The organism is Mesorhizobium sp. M4B.F.Ca.ET.058.02.1.1, from assembly GCF_003952505.1.
In the GTDB taxonomy this organism is placed as follows: Bacteria; Pseudomonadota; Alphaproteobacteria; order Rhizobiales; family Rhizobiaceae; genus Mesorhizobium.
Map to the genome: position 1 here is coordinate 2,819,533 of NZ_CP034450.1, position 21,642 is coordinate 2,841,174.

The window sequence follows — 21,642 nt, forward strand, 5'->3', positions numbered from 1 at the left end:
CGATATATTCCGTTATTATGCATTGCCAATTGCTGAACACCGTAAATATTATGCTTATCACTCCAACGTCTATCTGGGATTTAGTTTTTTTATATTTCCATAGTTTAAGAATTTCTTAGCGAAAGAAACACAGATCGCCTCTTAAAATATTGGCAGATCCTGGGACCTCAGCGACAGCTTCCGTAACGGCAGGCACGAAATCCAAATAAGGAGCCCGGCACGAATGTCGCGCCAAGCGAACCGATGTCGCTGAGACAGGGGGCGTGATGGCACAGTACGTGCGGAATTCCGGTTCGCGGTCTTGCGTGACCAGTTCCGACCGATGACGACTGAGGAATCATCTATTCTCTGGATAGATGATTCACATGGATTCTCCCGAAAATCCTCATATATTCTTGCTAGGCGGCGCTTTCCATAGCAATTTCAAGACTTAAGCCATCAAAACAATGCCGCCAGCGCGCGAATTCACCTGCGATATGCCACCGAGCCCGCTTGAGCGCCGTGAATATACCGGAAATACCGTTGGATTTTGTCGCCGCCTTCTATGCCGCCAGGCAACCAATCAAAATCTAGCTTTTTAGAATCAATAGCTTGCCGGTGTCGAAGTCCTACCCTTGCCGGTGTCGAAGTCCTACCGATGACGCAGTCCGATAGTCACAAGGCCGCAGATAAACCGCATGCTCTACGCTAAAATAGCCCCTTCGCCGAATTTCGCAGGTCTTCCCCCTACTCGATTGTCTCCAACCCAAATAGGCCATTGACGTTGCTGATTTTTTTCTTTGTTTGCGCCTAGATATCCGACGCACTGTCCGCCAAAAACTTACGGTATTGATTTCAAAGAGAAATTCTTGACGGAATCTTTTTCGAGGTTTCGCGGACTACCGATATCAATCGCGCGTTTTCTTTCTGTGCGCGAAAGGAAGCTGGGATTCCATCTCGTGAAAAAGTATCGTCAACCGGCCCTGGGCTGATCGCTGGACTGCAACTGTGACGCAAAAGAGTGCAGGGTAAACAGTGTGCTTGAGCAAACTATCGGCACTGCCGCATAATTACGATGTTAAGCGTCGGCCAGGCCGTAGGACATTCGAGCTGCGGCAGGTGGCCGCGCTTCCGTCGACATCGCTGGGAGCCAGATACCTCGCTTGACGCTGTCGTTTCGCTTGCCTAATCCACTTCCATGTCAAAGACGGAAGATTCCAAGGAAGGGCGGCGACCAGCGCATCGCGTCCGTGCCGTCCCAGACACGCCTCGGCGCGAGGAAAAGCGCGCCGAGCGCCGCCGTCAATTGATCGAAGCCGCCCTGGAAGCAATCGCAGAGCGTGGATTTGCGGCCTGCACCGTTTACGACATCGCCCGGCACGCCGGCCTCTCCCATGGTCTGGTCAACTTCCATTTCGACAGCAAGGAAAGCCTGTTCGAGTGCGTGATCGACATGCTGGCCGCAGAGTTTCGCGCTGCCTGGCAGCTTGCCTTGCAGCATTCAGAAGCCGGCACGGTGGAGCGCGTGAAGGCCCTGGCGTTGGCTCCATTGGATAAGGCGATCTGCTCGCGCAGCAAGCTGTCGGTCTGGTTTGCCTTTTGGGGAGAGGCCGGGCCGCGTCGGCGCTACCGCGAGATAAGCCTCGAATTGGAACGAGAATATCTCGCTGCCCTGACCGAGGCGCTGCGGCAGGCAACCGGGCATGCCGCATCCGACGCCGCAACCGACGCAAGCCTGATCAGCGGCTTGTGCGACTCTCTTTGGTTGGAGATGCATCTTGGCCAGAGTGCATTGTCAGTTCAGGCCGCCAGGTTGCGGATGACCAAGGGGCTCACCCGTCTCCTCCCGGACCTGAAGCCTGGGGGAAAGCGAACGGCCTCGGATCAGCAAAGCGCCGGATAGCGTTTTCAGTTAACCGACCGACATCGGTCCGTCCCTGCTCGGCGGCCATCGCCGCTCCCCAGGCGATCGAACCCGTGGAGAAGACCGCCCCCCGGCCGGTGTTTCGAAGAAGGTCAGGTCTGCCCTGACCCTGGCGTTCACGTCGCCCGTGGTCGCCGAATGCAGGAATACCACTTCCTCCGGCGCAAGGTAGTAGCCGGCTCCCAGCATGGTGGACGATGCGACCACGAGAGCATGATCGGGCGTGCCCAACTCCGGGTCGGCGGCATCGACCTCCTGCCCGGCCGCTCCCGGATGCGCGTCGCAGGGGGCGCCGAGGACGTCGCCGTGAACGCCTTCAAAGGCGAAGGCCACGCGCGGGTCGCGCGCTGCGTCGGTAAGCCTGTAGCCTGCTCCACGGTCCCAGCCGTCGGCGACCATGCCGACCCCGACCAGACCTTGCGGCGGCCTGCCGAGCCGGCGCCAGAGGCCGCCGCGTTCGCCGCTGAACTGCATATGATATTCGGCCGGTTCGGCCTCGTTGTAGCGCGCGCCCGATTCCGCCCGGCGAAGCTCCATCAGCCAGGGACGGTCCTGCGCGATAGCCACGCGCCAGTAAAACCCGTTGCCGCCGAGATAGATGAGGCGGCCGCCACGGTCGAGGAAAGCGACCAGGGCGCCCCATTCGCGCGTGGAGAGGTATTCCGGATGCGTCCCGGTGATGAGGACACGACACCCGTCCAGCGCCGACACCCCCTCATCGTGAAGCAGGTCGTCGGTCACGATATCGTGGTCGATTTCGCGAGCGTGCAGGAAGGCCGTGATGCTGGTATCGGCATTATAGGACCAGTTGCTGGTGTCCGGCGCCATGTTGAGGATCGGCCGCCGGCGCGTCGTCACGTAAATTGGATGACCGTCGACATGCCGATCATAGTGTGACGCCCCGAGTTCCGGCATATGCTGCAGGGTCTGCAGTTCCTCGTCGAGGACCGGCAGGGCGCTCAGCTCCGAGATTTCGTATTCCGGGCTTTCAAGCGCGATCCGGTGATTGGCATAGGCATGATAGGTGAAAGTTGAGGCGAGCAAGGCGACTGGCCTGCATGGCGCCGCCCGAGCAGGGTTCACGAAGAACGGAACGTAGGTCGTCTCTGTCGATCCTCTTGCGCGCAGCGCGTAGGAGCCGCTCTCGAAACCCGGCGGGATGACCCAACTCGCGCTGGCTTCCCATCGGGCATCCTCGAGGTCGTCGCTGTGGAAATGAACGGCGTCATAGAGAGCCTGGTCTTCCGCCGGCGAGAACGCCTGTCCCGCCCAGTTGGGACCGGGCACGCCGCGCGTCGGTGCGTTGACCAACCTTGCGCCGACCTTCGCGGTACCCCGGTTGGTGAGTTGGTCGCAGTCGAGACGATCGCGGAAGTCGAGGGCAATATCCGGACTTGACTCATCGGCGCCCCACAGCCGGAATCCCGAGACGACCCCGTCGAGTGCCGAACTGCCGTCTGTCTTTGCGCCAAGCGACAGGCGTTGGATGCCTTGCCAGCCAAGCGGCACGGGTATGGAGATCGTGCAGGCCGGCCCGGCAGACGCTGTTTCCACCGTGACGACAGCCGACTGCTCGATCGCATCCAGCACGATGCGAACGGAATGCCACTTACCGCGCGCCATTCGGTGGCAAGCCACCCGATTTGGCTCCCCGGCGCCTTCGAGCGCCAAGCTGCCACCCGCATCGCGCCACAGACGCAAAGTGCCCGTATCCAAGATGCAGGCCAGCGCATCGCGTGTCGGCTTGACGCTGAAAGCCACGGTCACGCCACGTTGGGCGAATCCGTCCTGCATGGTCAAGGTCAGGTAGGATCCGGTCCGGATCGGCTGATTGGCTACCGGCCGCGACCCCAGCGTTGCGCCGGGAATCGGTCGCAGGTCAAGCGCTGCCGGCGCTCCGTTGATGACACGCACAATGTCTAGCGAGACGGTCTCTTCCGGCTCGCTGGACAGGAAAAAGTCGACGGTATCGCCGGGTCTGACCGACCATTGGCTGGCATAGCCCAGAAGCCGTTTCATGCTTGATGCATAGTCCCCTGGCATGAGCCCGCGTCCGGCGGCACTTGTCCAAATAATTGTCGCCAGCGGATAGCGAAGGCCGCCGTTTCGGCCTCGTGGAGCGACGCGAAGCTCTCGTCGCTGAGGAACTCCAGCGGTCGTCCCCTGCCCGACAATCCTACCAGGCGGTAGCCTGCCGGACACTCGATGGCCGCCACCCATGGCATGGTCGTTCGCGACCGCATCACCTTCAGCAGGCGCGCCAGTTCGGGACAGTGCGGGCCGCCGGGGTTTCGCATGAATTCATCGAAAAGCTCACGCCGCGGCCGCAGATCGAGTTGCTCGACAACCGACATGCCGCTCATTGTTGGGTGGCAATGCGCGTCCACATGCGGGTCATCGCGCGGGTCACTGCATTGTCGTACATGGTGATCACGTAGAGCCGGTTCATGACCTGATCCCCCGGATAGACGGTCGGATCGTTGACCATGGCCGGATCGATCCTGTCCTTGGCCGCAAGGTTGCCGCTGGCATAACGAACGTAGTTGCTGATCTGGGCCGCGATCTCAGGGCGCATGATGAAGTTCAGGAACTGGTGCGCCTCGTCGGGGTGAGGCGCATCTGCCGGGATGGCAACGCTGTCGAACCAGATTTGCCCGCCTTCCTTGGGTAGTATGTAGGCAACGTTGATCGGCTTGGTGCCGAGGCCCTTGGCCGCTTCGAGCGCACGGTCGCGCGCCTGCAGGACGTCGCCGGACCAGCCGATCGCGACGCAGATGTCTCCCGTCGCCAGACCCTCGATATAGGCCGACGAGGTGAAGTTGCGGATATAGGGACGGACCTTGGCGACGACGTCGGCGGCCTTCTGTAGATCATCGACATTCTTCGAGTTCGGATCGAGGCCGAGATAGTTCAATGCCGCCGGCAGCACATCGTCGGGCGCGTCGAGCATCGTGACGCCGCAGCCCTGAAGCTTGGCCATGTTGGCGGGATCGAATACCAGGCTCCAACTATCGGGAACGCTTCCGAGTGCGGCCTTGACCTTGTCGACGTTCACGCCGATGCCAGTGGTGCCCCACATCAGGTTGATGGCGTATCGGTTGCCCGGATCGTAAAGCTCCATCCGCTTCATAAGCGCGGGCCACAGGTTTTTCTCATTCGCGAGCTTCGACCTGTCCAGCGGCTGATAGACGCCAGCCAGGATCTGGCGCTGAAGGAAATAGGCCGAGGGAACGACGATATCGTAGCCGGTCCTTCCAGCCAGGAGCTTGGTCTCCAGGATCTTGTTGTCGTCATAGACGTCATAAACGACCTTGATGCCTGTCTCGGCCGTAAACTGGTCCAGAACCTTCGGATCGATGTAGTCCGACCAGTTGTAGATGTTGACCACCCTTTCCTGCGCCGCCGCGGAGAAGGTCATGGCAACGGCGATGACGAGCGAAAAGCCCCACAATCGCGGGATTAGCATCGGTATTCCCCTTTAGTTATTTTTTATCTGTCCATCCAAATAAATCATGTGCCCCGCCAGATTGTCAAGTCATGGTCCCCGCGCTCTTGGTCGACATGTTCGGGAATGTGCGTGCTCCGGCGGAGGTCCATTCGCCGGAGCTCCCGAACCTCAATTGTCCGGAGGCCCTGGCGGGCATTGCGTGACTTCCAGCTACCGGGCGTTTCACCCGTGCGAAGTCGAAGCCCTGGCTGAACAAATCGAATTTGGTCGAGGTCGCCTACCAAAGCGCGCGCGGCAGTCAAGAATACCACCGTCGTGGTCACCGAGAACCTCATGGGCAGAGAGCACCGCCTCGCTCGCAAGGACTCCGATGGAGGTCTCGCTCGTCTTGTCAGACGGAAAGCAACACGCAAAGGGCTGCTCCATGCCTCACCGATCAAGCCGTGGTCGGTATCGGTACCTGTCCGCGGACAGCATCTCTTTCGCAAGTTCGGCTGCCTAGGCATACCCGATTTTCGGTACCAATGCCGTGATGTGGGCTGTCGAACCCTCAAGGTTAGCCAATCGCAGCCAGCTGAACCGCTATCTCTCCGGCTCCTCGACGCCGCGGCCGCCGCTGATGCGCAGGATCTGCGACTATTTCAGCGTCGAGAATCACGAGATCCGTTTGCCGCAGTCCGACTTCGCGGCGATCGTCAAGCTGAAGGGGCTCGCTCCGACAGCCTGTCGCGCACGCGTTTCGACCGCATAGCGGCGCGAAACGATCCGCGCATCTTTCCAGCTGACCGGCACCTTCTTCGAATATTGTTGGTCGATGTCGACCCCCGCCGGATCATCCGCGGCCTGGTCGGCAACCGCAGGACGAGCATTTGTTCTATCGCTGGCTGGAGCGTATCGGCGATCCGCGCGCGCCGGTCCGGCGGCATTCCGTTATCAAGGCCTAGCGCTGATGACCGGCGACCGGGTGTTCATGAACGACTATGAAATTGGCGCCGGCATCGAGGTCACGCAAATGATCGTCTACCCGACTACAGCTTCCGCTGGATGTCGCTCCACTGCGTCAAATGCGGCGTCCGGACGGGCTTCCGGGGGGAACGGCTGAGACTTTTGAGAAGGCATCAGAGCGATGGCAGCCCCTACTCCCACTCAATTGTTTTTATCCCAGCTAGGCCATTGATCTAGCTGGGTTTTTTCTTTCTTGCTGCGCCTAAAGCTGACCCCGAGCCCGTCAAAAACCTACGGTATTGATTTTAAAGGGAAATTTTTGGCGAAAAAATTTTTGAGGTTCCGTGGACTATCGAGATCAATCGGACTTTTGACCTTGCCACCGCACCGGAACGTGTGCTCCCATTGCTTTCAAAAAGTACCGTCAGGGTGCCGACGCCGGCCGCAACTTAACGCGATGCTTGAGCCCTCGCAAACTCGATCATTCGACTGCCGAAAATGGGCCGAGATCGGAACCTCCGCTTTCGGGATGATTGGGCTAGAAAGCCGACCTTTTCACCCAGCGTAGCGCCGACCGCTTTGCGCCCCAGCGGACGTCCGATACTTGCAAGAACTACTCTCACTACGGAACTCGCCGTCAAATCGAATCGGGCGGCGCGAAGAAGCAGTTCATATACTCCTCACTTGGATGCAGGCAGATATGAAAATCGTGGTCACCGGACGGCAGCGCGTCTCTATACGGAATCTGAAACAAATGCTGTCGAGTCACCAGGTGGTGGTCGCCAGGGAGTAGTGTAACGGAAAAGCCGCTCGGTCCAGTCTTCACCGATGCGCCCGGGATGCGCTCGCAATCGCCTCCCAGGTCATCTCCCTTGCAGCAAGCTGGCGGATAAGGCCAGCCGCGCACCGCATCATGCGCGCCCGCGCTTCCGCCCGATATCAACGCGCAAGCTGCTGCCAGTACAGCCGTGGGTTTCGAAGCCATCAAAAGTTGGACCTGCTACCCCTCGTCGCTAGTCGGCATGATCGGCCAAGACAACCTTGGTGTAACGAAAGGAAACCGATCAAACGCCGATTTTCTCCCGATCTGGAGTTTGATATGCTCATGATCAAGGGTTCGACGTTCTGCGCATGCAAAGAGATGCGGGATGAATCCGCGCTCATCCAAGACAATCGTGGTGAACGGCATCACTCTCGATTTTGCCGCCGGGATTTTGCGCGACAGCCAAGGCAAGGATGTGGTCTTGCGCTCGCAAGCCTTCGCGGTGCTTGAATACCTCAGCAGGCACACTGATCGCGTCGTCACAAAAGACGAGCTTATGCAAGCGATATGGCCTGGCATTGCAGTAACCGACGACAGCTTGGTGCAATGCATCGGTGATATCCGCCGGGCACTGCGCGATAAGAACCAGATGGCTCTCAAGGTAGTGCCAAAACGCGGGTACAGACTCGCAATTGACGCCGCGGAATGGCCGATCGAACCGACAGGCCGGAGTCGGTCGGCGGCCATCATAGCTCTTGCCATTGCCTTGTTTGCGGCAGGACTCCTCTGGGGCTTTAATCATCGCGCCGATGAGAGTGGCGCCGGGGCAGTTCTGCCCTCCATTGCGGTGCTGCCATTTGGGATGATCGGTGGTGATGCGGACCAGCAGCGGCTGGCTGACGGCCTGACCGAGGACATCATCACTGACCTTGCCCGATTTCCAGAATTTCGGGTGATAGCTAGCAATACGACCACAGCTTACAAGGAGAAGACGTCTAACACGAAAGAAGTGGGGGCGGCTCTCAATGCTGACTTCATCGTCGAGGGCTCGATCCAGCGCCAGGCCGATCGCGTGCGCATCACGGCGCAACTTGTTGAAACTGCGACCGGCAAGCACATCTGGTCGGACCGGTGGGATCGGCCCGAAAACGACTTTTTCGCGATTCAGACCGAGATCGCCGAGCAGGTCTCGAACCGGCTCGGTGGTGGCGCGGGCCTGATTCAAGTGGCGGGCCGCCGGGAGGCGCATCGCAAGCCGCCAGCGAACCTCAACGCCTACGAGCTCTACCTTCTCGGCACCGAGCGGCTCGAGCGGGTCAATCGCGACGATCTGGAAGAGGCGATCCGGCTTCTCACAAGGTCGCTGGAGCTTGATCCCTCCCTCGCCCGGGCTTGGATCGAGCTTTCGCACGCCCACAAGGTCCTTGCCGGCTTCGGGGTGGAGCCCCTGCGGAACCAAAAGCTGGCTGCCGATGCTGCGATGCGCGCGGTCACGCTCGACCCAGGTGACGCAGAGGCGCATGTGGTCCGCGCGATTACCCTGGCCGAGAGCGCCGATCTGGCGAAGGCGAAGGCGGAGTTCGACACAGCCCTCAGCATGGCGCCGAACGAGTTCGAGATCCTGACCTTCTACGTTACCTGGGCGGCCATGTTCGGCGAGCCCGAACGCGGAGCCGAATTGGCCGACAGGGCGATCAGCCTGAACCCGAACTTCCCGATGTGGAGCACCCGTCCGCTCAACGTCGCCTACTTCTGGGCCGGTCGTTACGAGGACGCCCTGCGCATGACGGACCGGCTCGGCCCTGACAATTACGATCGCTGGGTGGGGACGTTTCGAGCTGCCGCGCTTGCGGCTCTGGGCCGGACGGATGAGGCGCGGACGCTTGTCGCGTTCACCCTCCAGAAGTATCCGGACTTGAGCATAGAGGGAATAATCGCCAACCTCCCCTTCACCGAGGTACAGCGGAACCGGCTGATCGAAACGATGAGCCTCGCCGGCTTTCCACGCTGTGCCAAGTCTGAGGACCTCGCCAAACTTGAGAAGCCGGTCCGGTTGCTCGGATGCAAGTCGCCGTAGACGGCAAGCGACAGTCTGCATGATCGAGGGGGCGCATTCTGTTCGCACGAAGGCACCGTAAGGAGGTATCGCCGTGATTATCCGCATTTATCGCGGCACGGTCTTTGCTGGAAAGCAGCGTCTCTGGCAGGAGCGTGTTGAGTCGCTTTCTATTCCCTGGCTGAGGAAGCAGGCGGGCCTCATCGCCTTTTACCCCGGTAAGCCACCTGCGGAGAGTGCGGGCAGGACGTTCTGCATGGTGATGGTCTGGGATGGTCTGGAGTCGGTGAAGGCCGCTATCGGGCCAGACTGGAATAACGCGATTTATCATGGCGATGAAGCCGAGTTGATCGAGTCTGCTCAAGTCGAGCACTTCGAGCTCTTTCCGTAGGCTGCCGAGCGCAGGGCAACAATGGGGCCGATGGCGGAATGGCGGTTTTTTGGCGTCCGAGGAACAATAACGGACGTTCAGCCCAGGTGGCCCAAGTCCGAAATTGACCCAATGCGGTCATTCCGGCAAGCCCGCTGTGCGCATGCCTTCAGCTAGATGCTGGCGGTCTTCGATGCGAAACAGCGGCTCCTTGGCCACGTATCTGGCAGTGGAGAATTCTGGGATCCGCCGCAGCAAACCAGCAACGCGATCTCTCGCAAGATCGGGCTTGCCAGCCATTGCGTAGCTTGCGGCGAACCAAACCTCTTTCGAGAACGTCAAAGAACTTGATCGGCGCATGTTGACAATGGCGTCGTCATAGCGGCGCGCGTTGAAGTAGACGGCGGCGAGTTCGCCCCAATACCAAGAAGGGTTGAAGAATGGGTCGAGGCGCTTCGCCTCCAGCATCCCCTCAATGGCTCTCTCGGTTTCGCCGCGATAGTTATAGAACATCGCCAAGTCGGTGTGATTGACCGGATGGTTTGGATTTAGAGAAATGGCCTTGGCGAAATGCTGTTCACCCACTTCGTAGGCGCCGCGATCGACCTGTGCCCAAGCCATTACTAGTTGGCAAAGATGGTCGTTTTCATCGAGCGCGACGGCTATCCGCGCCATCTCGAACGCCTCGTCGCGCAAGCGGTTCGAACCACTCATGTCGAGAAACCACTCTCGCTCGATAGCTGACGACAACAATGCGTAGGCACGAGCGTAGCTGGGGTCGAGTTCGACGGCCCTTTCGAAGTAATGCCGTGCCTCTGCCTCAATCTCCGGCGTCCCAATTGGCAACGCATCACCGCGCAGGACACATTCATAGGCCGCCAGGCTGGCTGGGGGCTTGCGCAGGACCACCTCGGTGCGCGCGGCCGTCATTCGTCCTACAAGTGTTCCGACGATAGTGCGAACAATGCGATCCTGGACATCGAATATCTCGTCTTGCACACTGTCATAACGCTCTGCCCAGACGTGATTGCCCGTCGTGGCATCGATCAATTGGGCCGTTATCCGGATGCGCGTTCCCATACGGCGGACACTGCCTTCGACGAGGTACTGCACGCTGAGTTCGCGTCCCGCTCGCATCATGTCAACGTCGTCTCCGCGGAAGCGGGAGGACGAATTGCGCGACGCAACCTGCATCTGCCGGAAGCGTGAAAGCTCTGTGATCAGGTCCTCTGTAAGCCCGTCGCAGAGGTATTGCTGCTCGACATCGCCACTCATGTTCTGGAAGGGGAGGACGGCGATCGAAGGCTTGTCCTGCTGGACTAGTCGCCCTCGTGCGACTTCCGGTTCCGTCGATGCGGTACCGGACAGCATGTGATAGGCGCGCACTGGCCTGGCGATGTTTTTCAAGGTCTGCTCGCCCAGATCGACAAACTGTTCCTTGAGCTTTTCACGTACCTGCTCGTAGGCCGAACCCGACAAGCAGATTCCGTTCGGCTTCGCCAAGCCTTCCAGGCGGGCAGCGATGTTTATTCCGTCGCCCATCAGGTCTCCGTCACTCTCCTCGACGACATCGCCGACGTGGATGCCGATGCGGAATTCAATGCGCTCATCGAGAGGCAGTCCTGTGTTCCATTCGACCATGCCTTCCTGCATCTCAGCAGCGCAACGCACGGCCTCGACAACGCTGCGGAACTCCACGAGAGCGCCGTCTCCAGTACGCTTGACCACTCGTCCATCGTGTGCGGCGATCGTCGGATCGAGCAAGTCGTTCCGCAGAACCCGCAGCCGCGCAAGTGTCCGATCCTCATCCGCTTCTGCGAGGCGGCTATAGCCAACCACATCCGCTACCAGAATCGCTGCGATCTTCCGCATTTTGGTTCATCACCTGCCTTCGAATGAGAAAGATATCACGTCTCAGGAATTGTGCTGCAATGGAGCGGCGAGCCAAGTCGGCTTGTGGCGCAACCGCGACCTTGGAGTGGTCGCCTGCGACGTCAGCTTTCAGGAAACGGCAAAGCGGATCTACACGGCCGAGATGCGGCGCTAAGCAGACACGGCCTTATAAACGCTATTGTACTTCACAGCGCTCGAACCGTTCGAAAGCACTTTACTTGATCCGGAATATGGCCGCAGATCGCGTCTGCCCCATCGGAGCTGGAGATTCTCAGTCGAGTAGGAGGCAGATACGGACACGAAGGCAATTCATAGGGCAGCGAAAATCGCCGCCGAAACTACGCTATTGCCGCCGTTTTCCCTCTACTCCCTACTCAATTGTTTTAAACCCATCTAAATCATTGATTTAGATGGGTTTTTTCTTCGTATTGGCCTGAATTTCCGACACGCAGGCCGCCAAAAAGTTGCGATATTGATTTTAAAGAGAAAATTGTCGCAAAAATTCTTTTGAGATTTCCGCAACTATCGGTGTCAATCGGCCGATTTTCGCTCTCACGGTGTTCGGTCGCACACTGGACTCGAACGCAAAAAGTACCGTCAGCACAATCTATCACGCCCCGCTGGAGCGATCCATCCATCGCGAACCAAAAGAGCTGGCCTGCTCCATCGGGGTTCGCCTGAAACTCAACCGCTCCGAAGTCAGAAGGATCAGCGTTCTCGAGAATGAGGGGGGCATCGTCGGGACGGATGCGGTTCCATAGATCCCAGGTTGGGTCCCCACGGTACCGCGCGAGGCGATCTAAACGAGATCAGCGAGCCCGCAGCAGGCAGCAGGGATCCAATTCGGATCCCTGCTGCCTGCTGCGGCGTCGTCGGCCTCAAGGCCTCGCGCGATCGTTTCCCGGTGAACCGCGCCTGGGAGAGTGTCTCTACCGAAGGGCCGTTGACGAGAAACGTGCTCGACAGCGCCCTGCGGCTCTCTCTTCAATTGCTCGGCTTACCCGCACTGCAATGCTGCTGGATGAAGTCCGACAGGAATGTTGAAGCGTGAACGCACCTCCGATGGACAGCGATCGCCTGAGGCACTTTCGAGAATGTCCCCTCAACAACGCGGAAACCTGGATTCTCTTCGCAGAAACGTGACAGGGACTCAGTCAAGCCCGCAGCAGCATCGCACTGGGAGGACATAAGCATGTGCAGGGCGGAGGCGGGATTTTCGGTTTGGAGGAGGATCGCATTTCTAACCTGTCGCTCAAGCTGCTTTGTATACGCAGCGGTTTTGGCGGCGGCGATGCGCACCCCTTCGACGTCGACGTCCCCCACGCTGCCTAGCGGGCTGCTGTCTGACACCAGAAAGCTGGCGGTCACGGTGGTATAGGGGGCCGAGAAGGATAACATGTCGGCACGTGACGGATCGGGAGCAATGAATGCAACGTCCCACTCGTTGCCTTCGGCAGCCGCAAGAATGTCAGCGGCCGATCCGTATCGAACCAGCGACAAACAGCAGTCGAGTTCTTCCGCAAGTGTGATCGCGATCCGCGCGCTCGGTCCTGTTAGAACGCCTGTCACTGGATCGAGTTGGACAAGTGCGGCATTCGACATGTTGACCGCGGCTCTGATGACTCCCGTCGGTGCGATTTCAGTGAGGAGTTCATCGCGTTCCGGCATCGCGGGGCGCTCCTTGCGATGCAAATCGTGCCGCGAGTGCTTCCGATCCCCTCGCCAGAACAGCGACATCGACACCAACGGCAGTAAATAGTGTTCCCAGCGAGATGCACCGTGCCGCGAACTTCTCATCCGGGGTAAGAATGCCCGCAGGCTTGCCCAACGCTTTCAGGCGTTCAATCGCGCCGACAATTGCATCGACCACCTCCGGGTGGCTCGGTTGTCCCCTGTGTCCGAAACTCGCTGCAAGGTCTGCCGGTCCTACGAATACGCCATCCACTCCCTCTACCGAAGCAATCGACTCGAGGTTGCCAAGCGCTTCCCGCGTCTCAACTTGCAGCAACAGGCAAATTTCCCGTTCCGCATTTTGCGCATAGTGCGCAACTCGGCCGAAACGAGTGGCGCGTGTCAGCGCAGAAACACCACGAATTCCATCCGGAGGATATCGCACGGCCGCGACTGCGGCTTTCGCCTCTTCAGCGTTCTGAACGTAGGGGATGAGCAGTGTCTGAACGCCGATATCCAGGAAGCGCTTGATCAGAACGGGGTCGTTGATGGCCGGGCGGACGACTGGGGAAACGTCGTATGATGCGACCGCTTGCAATTGTGGCAGGACGGTCAGAACGTCACCCGGGGAATGTTCCGTATCGAACAGGAGCCAATCGAAACCTGAAGGCGCGACGATTTCCGCGGCGTAGTTTCCCGGCAGGCCACACCACAGGCCGATCTGACTTTGACCAGCAAGGAGCTTCCGCTTGAACCGATTGACGGGATGATCCAACTGGCACCTCACACGAACGACACACCGATGGAGCCAACAGGGCCATAGTCGGCCTGGATGACATCACCTTTCGCGATATCGACAGGACGCGTGAAGGAGCCGGCCAGGACTATTTGTCCCTTCTTCAGGCCACCGCCCACAGCATGAAGTTTGTTGACCAGCCACGCGATGCCGGCTGCCGGATGTCCCATGATCGCCGCCGACACGCCCGACTCCTCGATGATGCCGTTCTTGGAAAGAGTCGCTCCGACCCAACGGATATCGATGTCCATCGGGCGAATTATACGGCCGCCAACGACGAGGGCGCCGAAAGCCGCGTTGTCCGCAATTGTATCCGTGATCGCTCGAGGGACTTCGGTCCGATAGTCGATAATCTCGAGCGCCGGGACAACGAATTCGGTCGCACGCATGACGTCATAGATCCTGGTGCCGGGCCCGACGAGATCCTCACCCATAACAAAGGCCAGCTCGACCTCAAGGCGCGGCTTGATAAACAAGTCAGCCCTGATCTGCGCTCCGTCGTTGTAAAGCGCATCGTCAAGAATGCAGCCATAGTCCGGCTCCGTCATCTTCGAAGCCATCTGCATTGCGCGTGACGTCAGGCCAATCTTATGCCCGACGATCCGTGCGCCCTTGGCTACCCTCGCCTCCGCCCACAAAGCCTGAATTCGGTAGGCGTCCTCGAGCTCGAGGTTCGGGTAGGTCTCGCTGGGCTGTATGATCGGCTTGCGCTCGATTTCAGCTTTGAGCAGCGCGTCTGCCGCGGCCCGGCGTTCTTCTTCGGTGATCATATCGTTTGCTCAGCTGATTGTGATTTATTTGATCGGGGGACGCGGCAAAACGGCTTCGCCGGGCTCCATGGCATAGGTGTAGTCGAGCGAGAACCACGGACCAGGAATATCCGCTTCGGTCGGATGGGGCTCCTCATGACGAACGAAGTCGCCGGTCAACGCTGCCGTGACACCGAACTGAACATCGGAGCCGATGTTCGGGTCGCTGGGGTCGAAGACCTGGGAAATCAGCGTCTTGTATCCATACTTGAAGATCAGTGCGTGCAGGTGCGCGGGTCGGTACGGATGGCGTCCCTGAGCTTTGAGCAGGCGTCCGACCACGCCATCGACCGGGATCGGATACCCGACCATCTTGACGGTCCTGAACCAGAACCGACCTTGCTCGTCGGTCGTGAATTTGCCGCGCAAGTTCATCTCGGCCTGGTCCGGGTCCTGGTTTTCATAAAGACCGACGGGAGATGCATGCCAGACATCCACTTCAGCGCCGGCAATTGGCTTACCGTCGCGGTCAACGACCTTGGCATGCACGAATAAGGGAGTGCCCGGCGTCTCGGATCGGATGATCGACGCGCCATTTTCGACTCGCGGAGAGTTGAGGCGCCAGAATGGACCCAACAGCGACTGGGAGGTCTCGGTCTGTCCTCTGTCGCCATTGTTCAGCAGGCAGACAAGTGAAGACACGCCAAGAGAACCGGCCATCAGCACAAACTCGTTGTGGTGATCAGTATGCAGTTGCCCGATCTCGTTCAGCATGGCTGTCGCCTCCCGAAACTCGACCTCAGTCAGTCGAACCTCGCGCACGAAAGCATGAAGATGCGCGACCATCGACACGAGGATTTCTCGCAGGCGGGGGTCTTCAGTGCGATTCATCACAGCGAGGACGGCTGGCGTCAGATCGCTTTCGGTTTTGATTACCATAAGGGGCTACCTCCCGATTTGCCCGACTATCAAAATAATCGATTATCTGTCAAGGCCACCGTGGCGCATTGTCGTGACACCAAGATGCCAAAATAATCGAGACGAACACGTCTAAATTGTTGATTTAACTCTATTTAATCGAAGGAAGCGAGGTTACCTCGTGGCTTTTTTCGCAGATTTCATCGCGTCCGAAGTTGACAAGAATAATCGTTTATAATACCGATCATCGACGAATGAATCTTGGGAGCCGGGACAATGGTACCGCATGATGACGGCGCATCTGCTCCGCCGGCAGAAGATGCTCCATCGTCTTCTGGATTCCTCGACGACGGCAAAAACACGATTGGGAGCCAGCTTGCATCCCGTCTTCGTGAGGCGATCATCTCCGGCGAGCTTCAGGCCGGCAGCAAGATCAATCTCGACAAGGCGCGCAAGACGTTCAACGTAAGCCTCAGTCCGCTGCGTGAAGGGTTGGCGCGGCTGATATCGGACGGTCTAGTGGAGTTCGAGGACAATCGCGGCTACCGCGTTTCATCAATCTCCCTGGCAAATCTGGAAGAGATCACCGTCCTGCGCGAAGAGCTCGAAGTCTTTGCCCTTCGCGAGTCCATGCGGATCGGCGATGTGGAGTGGGAAGGCAACGTCATGCGCGCGCTGCATCGCCTTAACCGCACTGAGCGTGACGCGGCCCGCCCCGAGACACTCGAGCGCTGGGAAGAGTTCCACCGCGAATTCCATCTGACACTTATTTCCGGCTGCGGGAAGCCAATCCTGCTCCATTTCTGCAGCCTGCTGCTTAATCTCAACGACCGTTATCGCCGGGTGTTTCTGACCCGCACGTCGGGTGACCGCAACGTCAGCCAGGAGCACAGTGAGATCGCTCAGGGAGCCGTCGCCAGGGATCTGGACTATGCGTGCGATATGTTGCGTCAGCATATCCACCGCACGGGAACCAATCTGCGCAACCACCTTGCGACAAAGGGCACCTTGTGATGACCGTCGCGACGCCAGGGCCGGGCCTTGAACTGGGCGTAGCGCATTTTTCATCGATCGCGCTGCCGCCCAAGGAATTCGCGTTGATAGCTGCTCGGGCGGGTTTTGCCTCGATAGGGCTTCGCCTGCACCCCGCCTTTCCCGGAGCCCCCTTTTACGAGTTGCCGGTGGGCAGCCACAGTGCCCAGGAGTTCAAGACAGTTGCCGATGGCGAAGGCATCAAGGTGTTCGATATCGAGTTCTTCGTGATCGACGAGAGCTTCCTTGCGGCCTCCCACGAGGCGACCGTGGCAGCCGCTGCGAACATAGGGGCGCGCCGGCTGAGTGTTTGCGGCGATGATCGAGACGGCGGCCGTCTTGCCACAAACCTGTCTGAGTTTTGCGCCCTCGCGGCGCGATATGCCATGTCAGTCGACATCGAAAACATGGGCTGGCGGACGGTAAGGACCTTTCGCGACAGCCTAGCGATCTTGAATGCCTGTGGAGCAGAGAACGCCGGTGCCCTTGTTGACGGGATTCACTTCTTCCGAAACGGCGCCTCGATCGACGAGCTTCGCGCAAATTCAGGGAAGGTAAAGCACATCCAGCTTTGCGACGTCCGCGGGCCTGCGCCCAAAACATCGGACGCAATGATCGCCGAGGCGAGAAGCGGCAGGCTCGCTCCTGGAGAAGGCGAACTGCCATTGAAGGACCTCTGTGCGGCAACTGAACACGGCGCTGCTATCTCGGTCGAAGTGCCACTCGTCGGGCCGGTGGACCCGAAAGCACATTTAAAACATCTGCATGCCGGCGCACTGGGAATTTTGAAACCAGATCACTGATCTGGCGCCGACGCGGCCTAGGCCGGTCAGGAGGAGGAAGTCTTACATGTATACGTTTGATTTCGGTGCGGTCCTCGACCGCGCCCCGGAATTGCTATGGGGTTCGCTTGGAACGGTTGGCCTTGCGTTAGCTGGGATGCTCCTCGCACTCGTCATCGGGCTCCTGGGCGTCGTTGCAAGGAGTTCCAAGAGCGGGATCACGCGGGCTGCCGTGATCATGTTCGTCGAGGTTGTGCGCAATACGCCATTCCTGGTGCAGATCTTCTTCATATATTTTGCCCTTCCTCTCATGGGCATCCGCCTCAATCCGACCGTCACGGCGATCATTGCCCTCGGCATCAATGGTGGGGCCTACGCAATCGAGATCATCCGCGGCGGGATCGAGAGCGTTTCGCGCGGCCAGATCGAGGCAGGTTTCGCACTTGGTCTTCACAAGGCGGATGTCTTCCGGCTCATCGTGCTCAAGCCGGCGCTGCGGGCGATTTATCCCTCGCTCACAAGCCAGTTCATTATGCTGACACTGACAACGTCTGTCTGCACCTCGATCGCCGCCTACGAGCTGACCTCGGCCGCTCAGCGCATTGAGTCTGACACTTTCCGCAGCTTCGAAGTCTATTTCACGGTGACCGCTATCTACCTGGCCATCTCAAGCCTGATGATGGGCCTCTTTGCGCTCATTTCTCGCCACTACTTCAACTACCCGACGCGATAGGAAGCAGCCATGGGTCCCATCGGAGAAGATCAATTTCTCTTTTTGATGCAGGGTTTGAAATGGACCGTGCTGCTTGCGATCGTGGGCTTCATCGGTGGGGGATATTCGGAATCCTGATCGCGCTCTTGCGCACCTCGAAGAACAAGGTCGCCCGGACGATCACCGCAGGGTATATCGGCGTCTTCCAGGGCACGCCCCTTCTGATGCAGCTCTTCGTTGTCTATTACGGCGTTGCGCTGTTGGGCATCGACGTTAACGCGTGGATCGCGGTCGCAGTCGCCTTCACGCTCCATGCCAGCGCCTTCCTGGGCGAGATCTGGCGCGGCTCCATCCAGGCTGTGCCGAAGGGCCAGACGGAAGCCGCCAACGCCCTCGGTTTGCATTATGTCTCGCGGATGAAAGACGTCATTCTGCCGCAGGCCCTGAAAATATCGATGCCGGCCACGATCGGCTTCCTTGTCCAGCTCACCAAGGGCACGTCGCTGGCAGCAATCGTTGGCTTCATTGAACTGACCCGCGCCGGTCAGATCATTTCAAACCAGACCTATCGTCCGCTGCTCGTCTTCGGGATCGTCGGCGCAATCTACTTCATCATTTGCTGGCCGCTCTCCCATGCGGGAAGTCGCCTTGAAAAACGGATGGCGAAAGCTGCCCGCTAACCGCTTCGCTGGAAGCAAAACTCGTAAGGAGGAGAAAAGCATGCATAACAGTCGTAGGATTTTTCTTGGACTTGCACTGGCAACTATTGCCTTCGCAACCATTGGCACTGCCGCAGCCTCTGCGGCAACTGTAGAGGAAATCAAGGCAAAAGGCACGCTCGTGGTCGGCATCCAGGGTGACAATGCGCCATGGGGGTTCGTCAACACAAGCGGCGTGCAGGACGGCTTCGACGCTGACATCGCCAACCTTTTTGCCAAGGAATTGGGCGTGAAGGTTCAATTCCAGCCACTCGCCGTTGCCAACCGAATTCCGGCGCTTACCACCGGCAAAGTCGACATCCTGTTCGCAACGATGGCGATGACGGAAGAACGCGCGAAAGCAATTCAGTACAGCAAGCCTTACGCCGCCAACACGATTTCGCTGTATGCTGCCAAATCCGACACCGTTACGAAGCCTGAAGACGTTGCCGGATGGGAGATCGGCGTTCCGAAATCCAGTTCGCAGGACAAGGCAGTAACGAACGCCGTCGGATCCACCGCAACGGTTCGCCGCTTTGATGACGACGCCGCAACCATCCAGGCTTTGGTCTCCGGACAGGTAAAGGCGGTTGGGGGCAACCAGTTCTATGGTCAACGTCTGGATGCGGCGAGTGCCGGCACGTACGAGCGCAAGATTAACTTTTTGACGACCTACAACGGCGTCGGTACCCGTCTCGGCGAGAAGGACTGGAACGAAGCCGTCAACGCCTTCATCGACAAAATCAAGGCCAATGGTGAGCTCGCCGCCATCACGAAGAAATGGATGGCGATCGATCTGCCGCAGTTCCCGGAATCCATTCCGAACATCCCGTTCACCGTGCAGTAAAAGCCCAAATGGAGGGTTCCGTGCTCAATTCCGCAAAACATCAATCGAAGCTGATTTCCCTTGAGGATGTGCAGAAGTGGTACGGCACTTTCCATGCCTTGAAATCCATCAGTTTGTCGGTCCGCAAAGGCGAAAAGATCGTCCTCTGCGGGCCGTCAGGCTCCGGGAAATCAACGTTAATCCGCTGCATCAATGCCCTCGAGACGATCGAGGAAGGCAAGATCGTCGTCGAGGGTCACGTACTGGACGGAAGCACCAAATCCATCGACGCTGTACGTCGCGAAGTGGGAATGGTCTTCCAGAGCTTCAATCTCTTCCCCCACATAACCGTACTTCAGAACTGTACCCTCGCCCCAATGCGTGTTCGTGGCGTGAGCCACGCTGACGCAGAGCGACTGGCTCGAAAATATCTCGAGCGCGTTCGTATCCTTGACCAGGCGGACAAATATCCCGCGCAGCTATCGGGCGGACAACAACAACGCGTCGCCATTGCCCGCGCGCTCTGCATGGAGCCGAAGGTCATGCTCTTCGACGAACCGACCTCTGCCCTCGATCCCGAAATGGTGAAAGAGGTGCTCGACACCATGATCGGGCTCGCCCGTGACGGCATGACGATGATCTGCGTCACGCACGAGATGGGGTTTGCCCGTCAGGTCGCTGACCGCGTCATCTTCATGGACTCCGGAGAAATTGTCGAAGAGGCCGAACCGGAGGTCTTCTTCAAGTCTCCCGAGCACCAGCGCACGAAAACCTTCCTCGGTGAAATCCTGGCCCATCACTGACTTTCGAAAGCGATGCCAATGCAAAAGAAATTCCTCGTGGGGCTGATCGGTGCCGACATTCAAATGTCAAAGTCCCCGGCCCTCCACGAAACGGAGGGGCGACGCCAGGGCCTCGATTACCGTTACGAGCTTCTCGACTTCTCCGAGCGAGGCCTTCCCGCCTCCGCGCTGCCGGACCTCCTGGACGAGGCAGAGCAGCGCGGTTTTGCCGGCAGCAACATTACACATCCGTGCAAGCAGACGGTGATCGCCCACCTCAGTCGCCTTTCCGAGGATGCAGAGATGCTCGGTGCGGTCAACACCGTGGTCTTTCGCAACGGCGAGAGGATCGGCCACAACACGGATTGGTACGGTTTCTACGAGAATTTCCAGCGCGGACTTCCGGACGTCGCCAAGTCGCATGCCGTGCTGCTTGGCGCCGGCGGCGCCGGTGTCGCCGTGGCCCATGCAGCAATCAAGCTCGGTATTGAGACATTGTCGATCTTTGACCAGGATTCAAAACGGGCGGAAACCTTGGCCCAGCAGTTGAACGATCGGTTCTCAAGGGATTGCGCGCGTGCCACGACGGATGTCGGCAGCGCCCTGCGCTCCGCGGACGGCCTTATCCACGCGACGCCGACGGGTATGAAGAGCCATCCTGGTTTGCCCATAGATGCGGAATGGCTTCTGCCACGGCATTGGGTGGCCGACATCGTCTATATGCCACTCGTCACAGAGCTCCTTGCTCTCGCCGAAGGAAAAGGCTGCCGGACCCTTCGGGGCGGCGGCATGACCGTCTACCAGGCAGCAGCGGCTTTCGAATTGTTCACCGGGATAGCACCGGACGCAGACCGCATGTCCCTTCACTTTACGGACCTATGCCGCCTGTCGGCTTGATGGGGAAATGCCAAATGCCGCATATCATCATCGACTATAGCCGGGGCGCAGGCGAGCATGTAGCGATGGATCGACTGACGCTGACCGTGCATCGCTGCGTTCGCGATGGCGGCCTTGTGAAACCTTCCGCCGTGCGCACGCTTGCGCGGGAGGCGACATACTCCTGCGTTGGCGATGAGCATGTCGATCATCATTTCATTCAAATCATCGTGCGGATGGCACCGGGTCGTACTGCAAAGACCAAGCAGAAGCTTCTCACTGCCGTTCTCGAGGCCGCGCGGACGATCGCCGCGCCTGCTCTCGAAGCTGGAAAGCTCGGCCTGCGCGCGGATCTCTACGAGTCGGACCCTGATTTTGCCGTTCAAGCAATCGCGTTCGTCTGACCAGGACAGCGTTGCTCA

Annotated in this window: 20 protein-coding genes and 1 pseudogene; 12 read left to right on the top strand and 9 right to left on the bottom strand. The window is 58.9% G+C overall.

Annotated elements, in window-relative coordinates:
• The first annotated feature begins 1,177 nt into the window (after nt 1-1,177).
• A complete protein-coding gene (locus tag EJ073_RS13930; protein ID WP_126056245.1) occupies nt 1,178-1,882 on the top strand; it encodes a TetR/AcrR family transcriptional regulator in 705 nt (234 codons plus the stop codon).
• A 9-nt stretch (nt 1,883-1,891) separates the two neighbouring features.
• Here the strand turns inward: EJ073_RS13930 and EJ073_RS13935 are convergent, their stop codons facing one another.
• The 3 genes from EJ073_RS13935 to EJ073_RS13945 are packed head-to-tail and all read right to left on the bottom strand — an operon-like array spanning nt 1,892 to nt 5,369.
• Nucleotides 1,892-3,922: a N,N-dimethylformamidase beta subunit family domain-containing protein gene (locus EJ073_RS13935; RefSeq protein ID WP_126056246.1), complete on the bottom strand. Its 2,031-nt coding sequence runs from the start codon at nt 3,920-3,922 to the stop codon at nt 1,892-1,894.
• Nucleotides 3,919-4,257: a hypothetical protein gene (locus EJ073_RS13940; protein WP_126056247.1), complete on the bottom strand. Its 339-nt coding sequence runs from the start codon at nt 4,255-4,257 to the stop codon at nt 3,919-3,921. Before EJ073_RS13940 ends, EJ073_RS13935 begins: the two co-directional genes overlap by 4 nt.
• Before the next feature lie 5 nt (nt 4,258-4,262).
• On the bottom strand, nt 4,263-5,369 hold the full coding sequence (locus EJ073_RS13945) for a polyamine ABC transporter substrate-binding protein (protein WP_126056248.1): 1,107 nt from the start codon (nt 5,367-5,369) through the stop codon (nt 4,263-4,265).
• Nucleotides 5,370-5,880: 511 nt separating this feature from the next.
• Between EJ073_RS13945 and EJ073_RS13950 the strand changes: the two genes are divergently transcribed.
• The gene (locus EJ073_RS13950) at nt 5,881-6,102 is read left to right on the top strand and encodes a helix-turn-helix transcriptional regulator (protein ID WP_126056249.1); all 222 of its coding nucleotides are present in this window, start codon (nt 5,881-5,883) and stop codon (nt 6,100-6,102) included.
• An 831-nt stretch (nt 6,103-6,933) separates the two neighbouring features.
• On the opposite strand, the gene EJ073_RS13955 is transcribed toward EJ073_RS13950, so the two are convergent.
• Entirely contained in the window at nt 6,934-7,281 is a 348-nt protein-coding gene (locus EJ073_RS13955) for a hypothetical protein (RefSeq protein ID WP_126056250.1), read from the bottom strand.
• Between the two features lie 163 nt (nt 7,282-7,444).
• Between EJ073_RS13955 and EJ073_RS13960 the strand changes: the two genes are divergently transcribed.
• Together EJ073_RS13960 and EJ073_RS13965 are read left to right on the top strand one after the other, a co-directional pair.
• Entirely contained in the window at nt 7,445-9,136 is a 1,692-nt protein-coding gene (locus tag EJ073_RS13960; protein WP_126056251.1) for a winged helix-turn-helix domain-containing protein, read from the top strand.
• A gap of 73 nt (nt 9,137-9,209) precedes the next feature.
• Nucleotides 9,210-9,506 carry a hypothetical protein gene (locus EJ073_RS13965; RefSeq protein WP_126056252.1) on the top strand — a complete coding sequence of 99 codons (297 nt, stop codon included), beginning with the start codon at nt 9,210-9,212 and terminating at the stop codon, nt 9,504-9,506.
• 117 nt (nt 9,507-9,623) lie between these two features.
• Here the strand turns inward: EJ073_RS13965 and EJ073_RS13970 are convergent, their stop codons facing one another.
• The 5 genes from EJ073_RS13970 to EJ073_RS13995 all read right to left on the bottom strand — a co-directional run bounded on the left by EJ073_RS13970 (nt 9,624) and on the right by EJ073_RS13995 (nt 15,533).
• Nucleotides 9,624-11,357: an adenylate/guanylate cyclase domain-containing protein gene (locus tag EJ073_RS13970; protein WP_126056253.1), complete on the bottom strand. Its 1,734-nt coding sequence runs from the start codon at nt 11,355-11,357 to the stop codon at nt 9,624-9,626.
• Between the two features lie 1,005 nt (nt 11,358-12,362).
• On the bottom strand, nt 12,363-13,046 hold the full coding sequence (locus EJ073_RS13980) for a transporter substrate-binding domain-containing protein (RefSeq protein WP_126056254.1): 684 nt from the start codon (nt 13,044-13,046) through the stop codon (nt 12,363-12,365).
• Entirely contained in the window at nt 13,030-13,824 is a 795-nt protein-coding gene (hpaI, locus tag EJ073_RS13985) for a 4-hydroxy-2-oxoheptanedioate aldolase (RefSeq protein WP_126056255.1), read from the bottom strand. Before hpaI ends, EJ073_RS13980 begins: the two co-directional genes overlap by 17 nt.
• Nucleotides 13,825-13,832: 8 nt before the next feature.
• Nucleotides 13,833-14,615: a fumarylacetoacetate hydrolase family protein gene (locus EJ073_RS13990; protein ID WP_018237596.1), complete on the bottom strand. Its 783-nt coding sequence runs from the start codon at nt 14,613-14,615 to the stop codon at nt 13,833-13,835.
• A 24-nt stretch (nt 14,616-14,639) separates the two neighbouring features.
• Complete coding sequence (locus EJ073_RS13995; RefSeq protein WP_126056256.1) at nt 14,640-15,533, bottom strand: intradiol ring-cleavage dioxygenase; 894 nt, start codon at nt 15,531-15,533, stop codon at nt 14,640-14,642.
• A gap of 255 nt (nt 15,534-15,788) precedes the next feature.
• Here EJ073_RS13995 and EJ073_RS14000 point away from each other — a divergent pair, with 255 nt between their 5' ends.
• The 8 genes and pseudogenes from EJ073_RS14000 to EJ073_RS14035 all read left to right on the top strand — a co-directional run bounded on the left by EJ073_RS14000 (nt 15,789) and on the right by EJ073_RS14035 (nt 21,624).
• Nucleotides 15,789-16,526 carry a GntR family transcriptional regulator gene (locus tag EJ073_RS14000; protein ID WP_126056257.1) on the top strand — a complete coding sequence of 246 codons (738 nt, stop codon included), beginning with the start codon at nt 15,789-15,791 and terminating at the stop codon, nt 16,524-16,526.
• Nucleotides 16,526-17,347 (top strand): sugar phosphate isomerase/epimerase, encoded by an 822-nt coding sequence (locus EJ073_RS14005; protein WP_126056258.1) that lies wholly within the window; start codon nt 16,526-16,528, stop codon nt 17,345-17,347. Before EJ073_RS14000 ends, EJ073_RS14005 begins: the two co-directional genes overlap by 1 nt.
• Nucleotides 17,348-17,393: 46 nt before the next feature.
• Nucleotides 17,394-18,059 carry an amino acid ABC transporter permease gene (locus EJ073_RS14010; protein WP_126056259.1) on the top strand — a complete coding sequence of 222 codons (666 nt, stop codon included), beginning with the start codon at nt 17,394-17,396 and terminating at the stop codon, nt 18,057-18,059.
• 9 nt (nt 18,060-18,068) lie between these two features.
• A pseudogene (locus tag EJ073_RS14015) lies at nt 18,069-18,718 on the top strand (amino acid ABC transporter permease).
• Nucleotides 18,719-18,758: 40 nt separating this feature from the next.
• A complete protein-coding gene (locus tag EJ073_RS14020; protein WP_126056260.1) occupies nt 18,759-19,583 on the top strand; it encodes a transporter substrate-binding domain-containing protein in 825 nt (274 codons plus the stop codon).
• Between the two features lie 8 nt (nt 19,584-19,591).
• Nucleotides 19,592-20,365 carry an amino acid ABC transporter ATP-binding protein gene (locus EJ073_RS14025; RefSeq protein WP_189362980.1) on the top strand — a complete coding sequence of 258 codons (774 nt, stop codon included), beginning with the start codon at nt 19,592-19,594 and terminating at the stop codon, nt 20,363-20,365.
• A gap of 18 nt (nt 20,366-20,383) precedes the next feature.
• On the top strand, nt 20,384-21,241 hold the full coding sequence (locus EJ073_RS14030) for a shikimate dehydrogenase (RefSeq protein ID WP_190233856.1): 858 nt from the start codon (nt 20,384-20,386) through the stop codon (nt 21,239-21,241).
• 14 nt (nt 21,242-21,255) lie between these two features.
• Nucleotides 21,256-21,624, top strand: coding sequence for a 5-carboxymethyl-2-hydroxymuconate Delta-isomerase (locus EJ073_RS14035; protein WP_126056263.1), 369 nt, complete (start codon nt 21,256-21,258; stop codon nt 21,622-21,624).
• Nucleotides 21,625-21,642 lie beyond the last annotated feature (18 nt).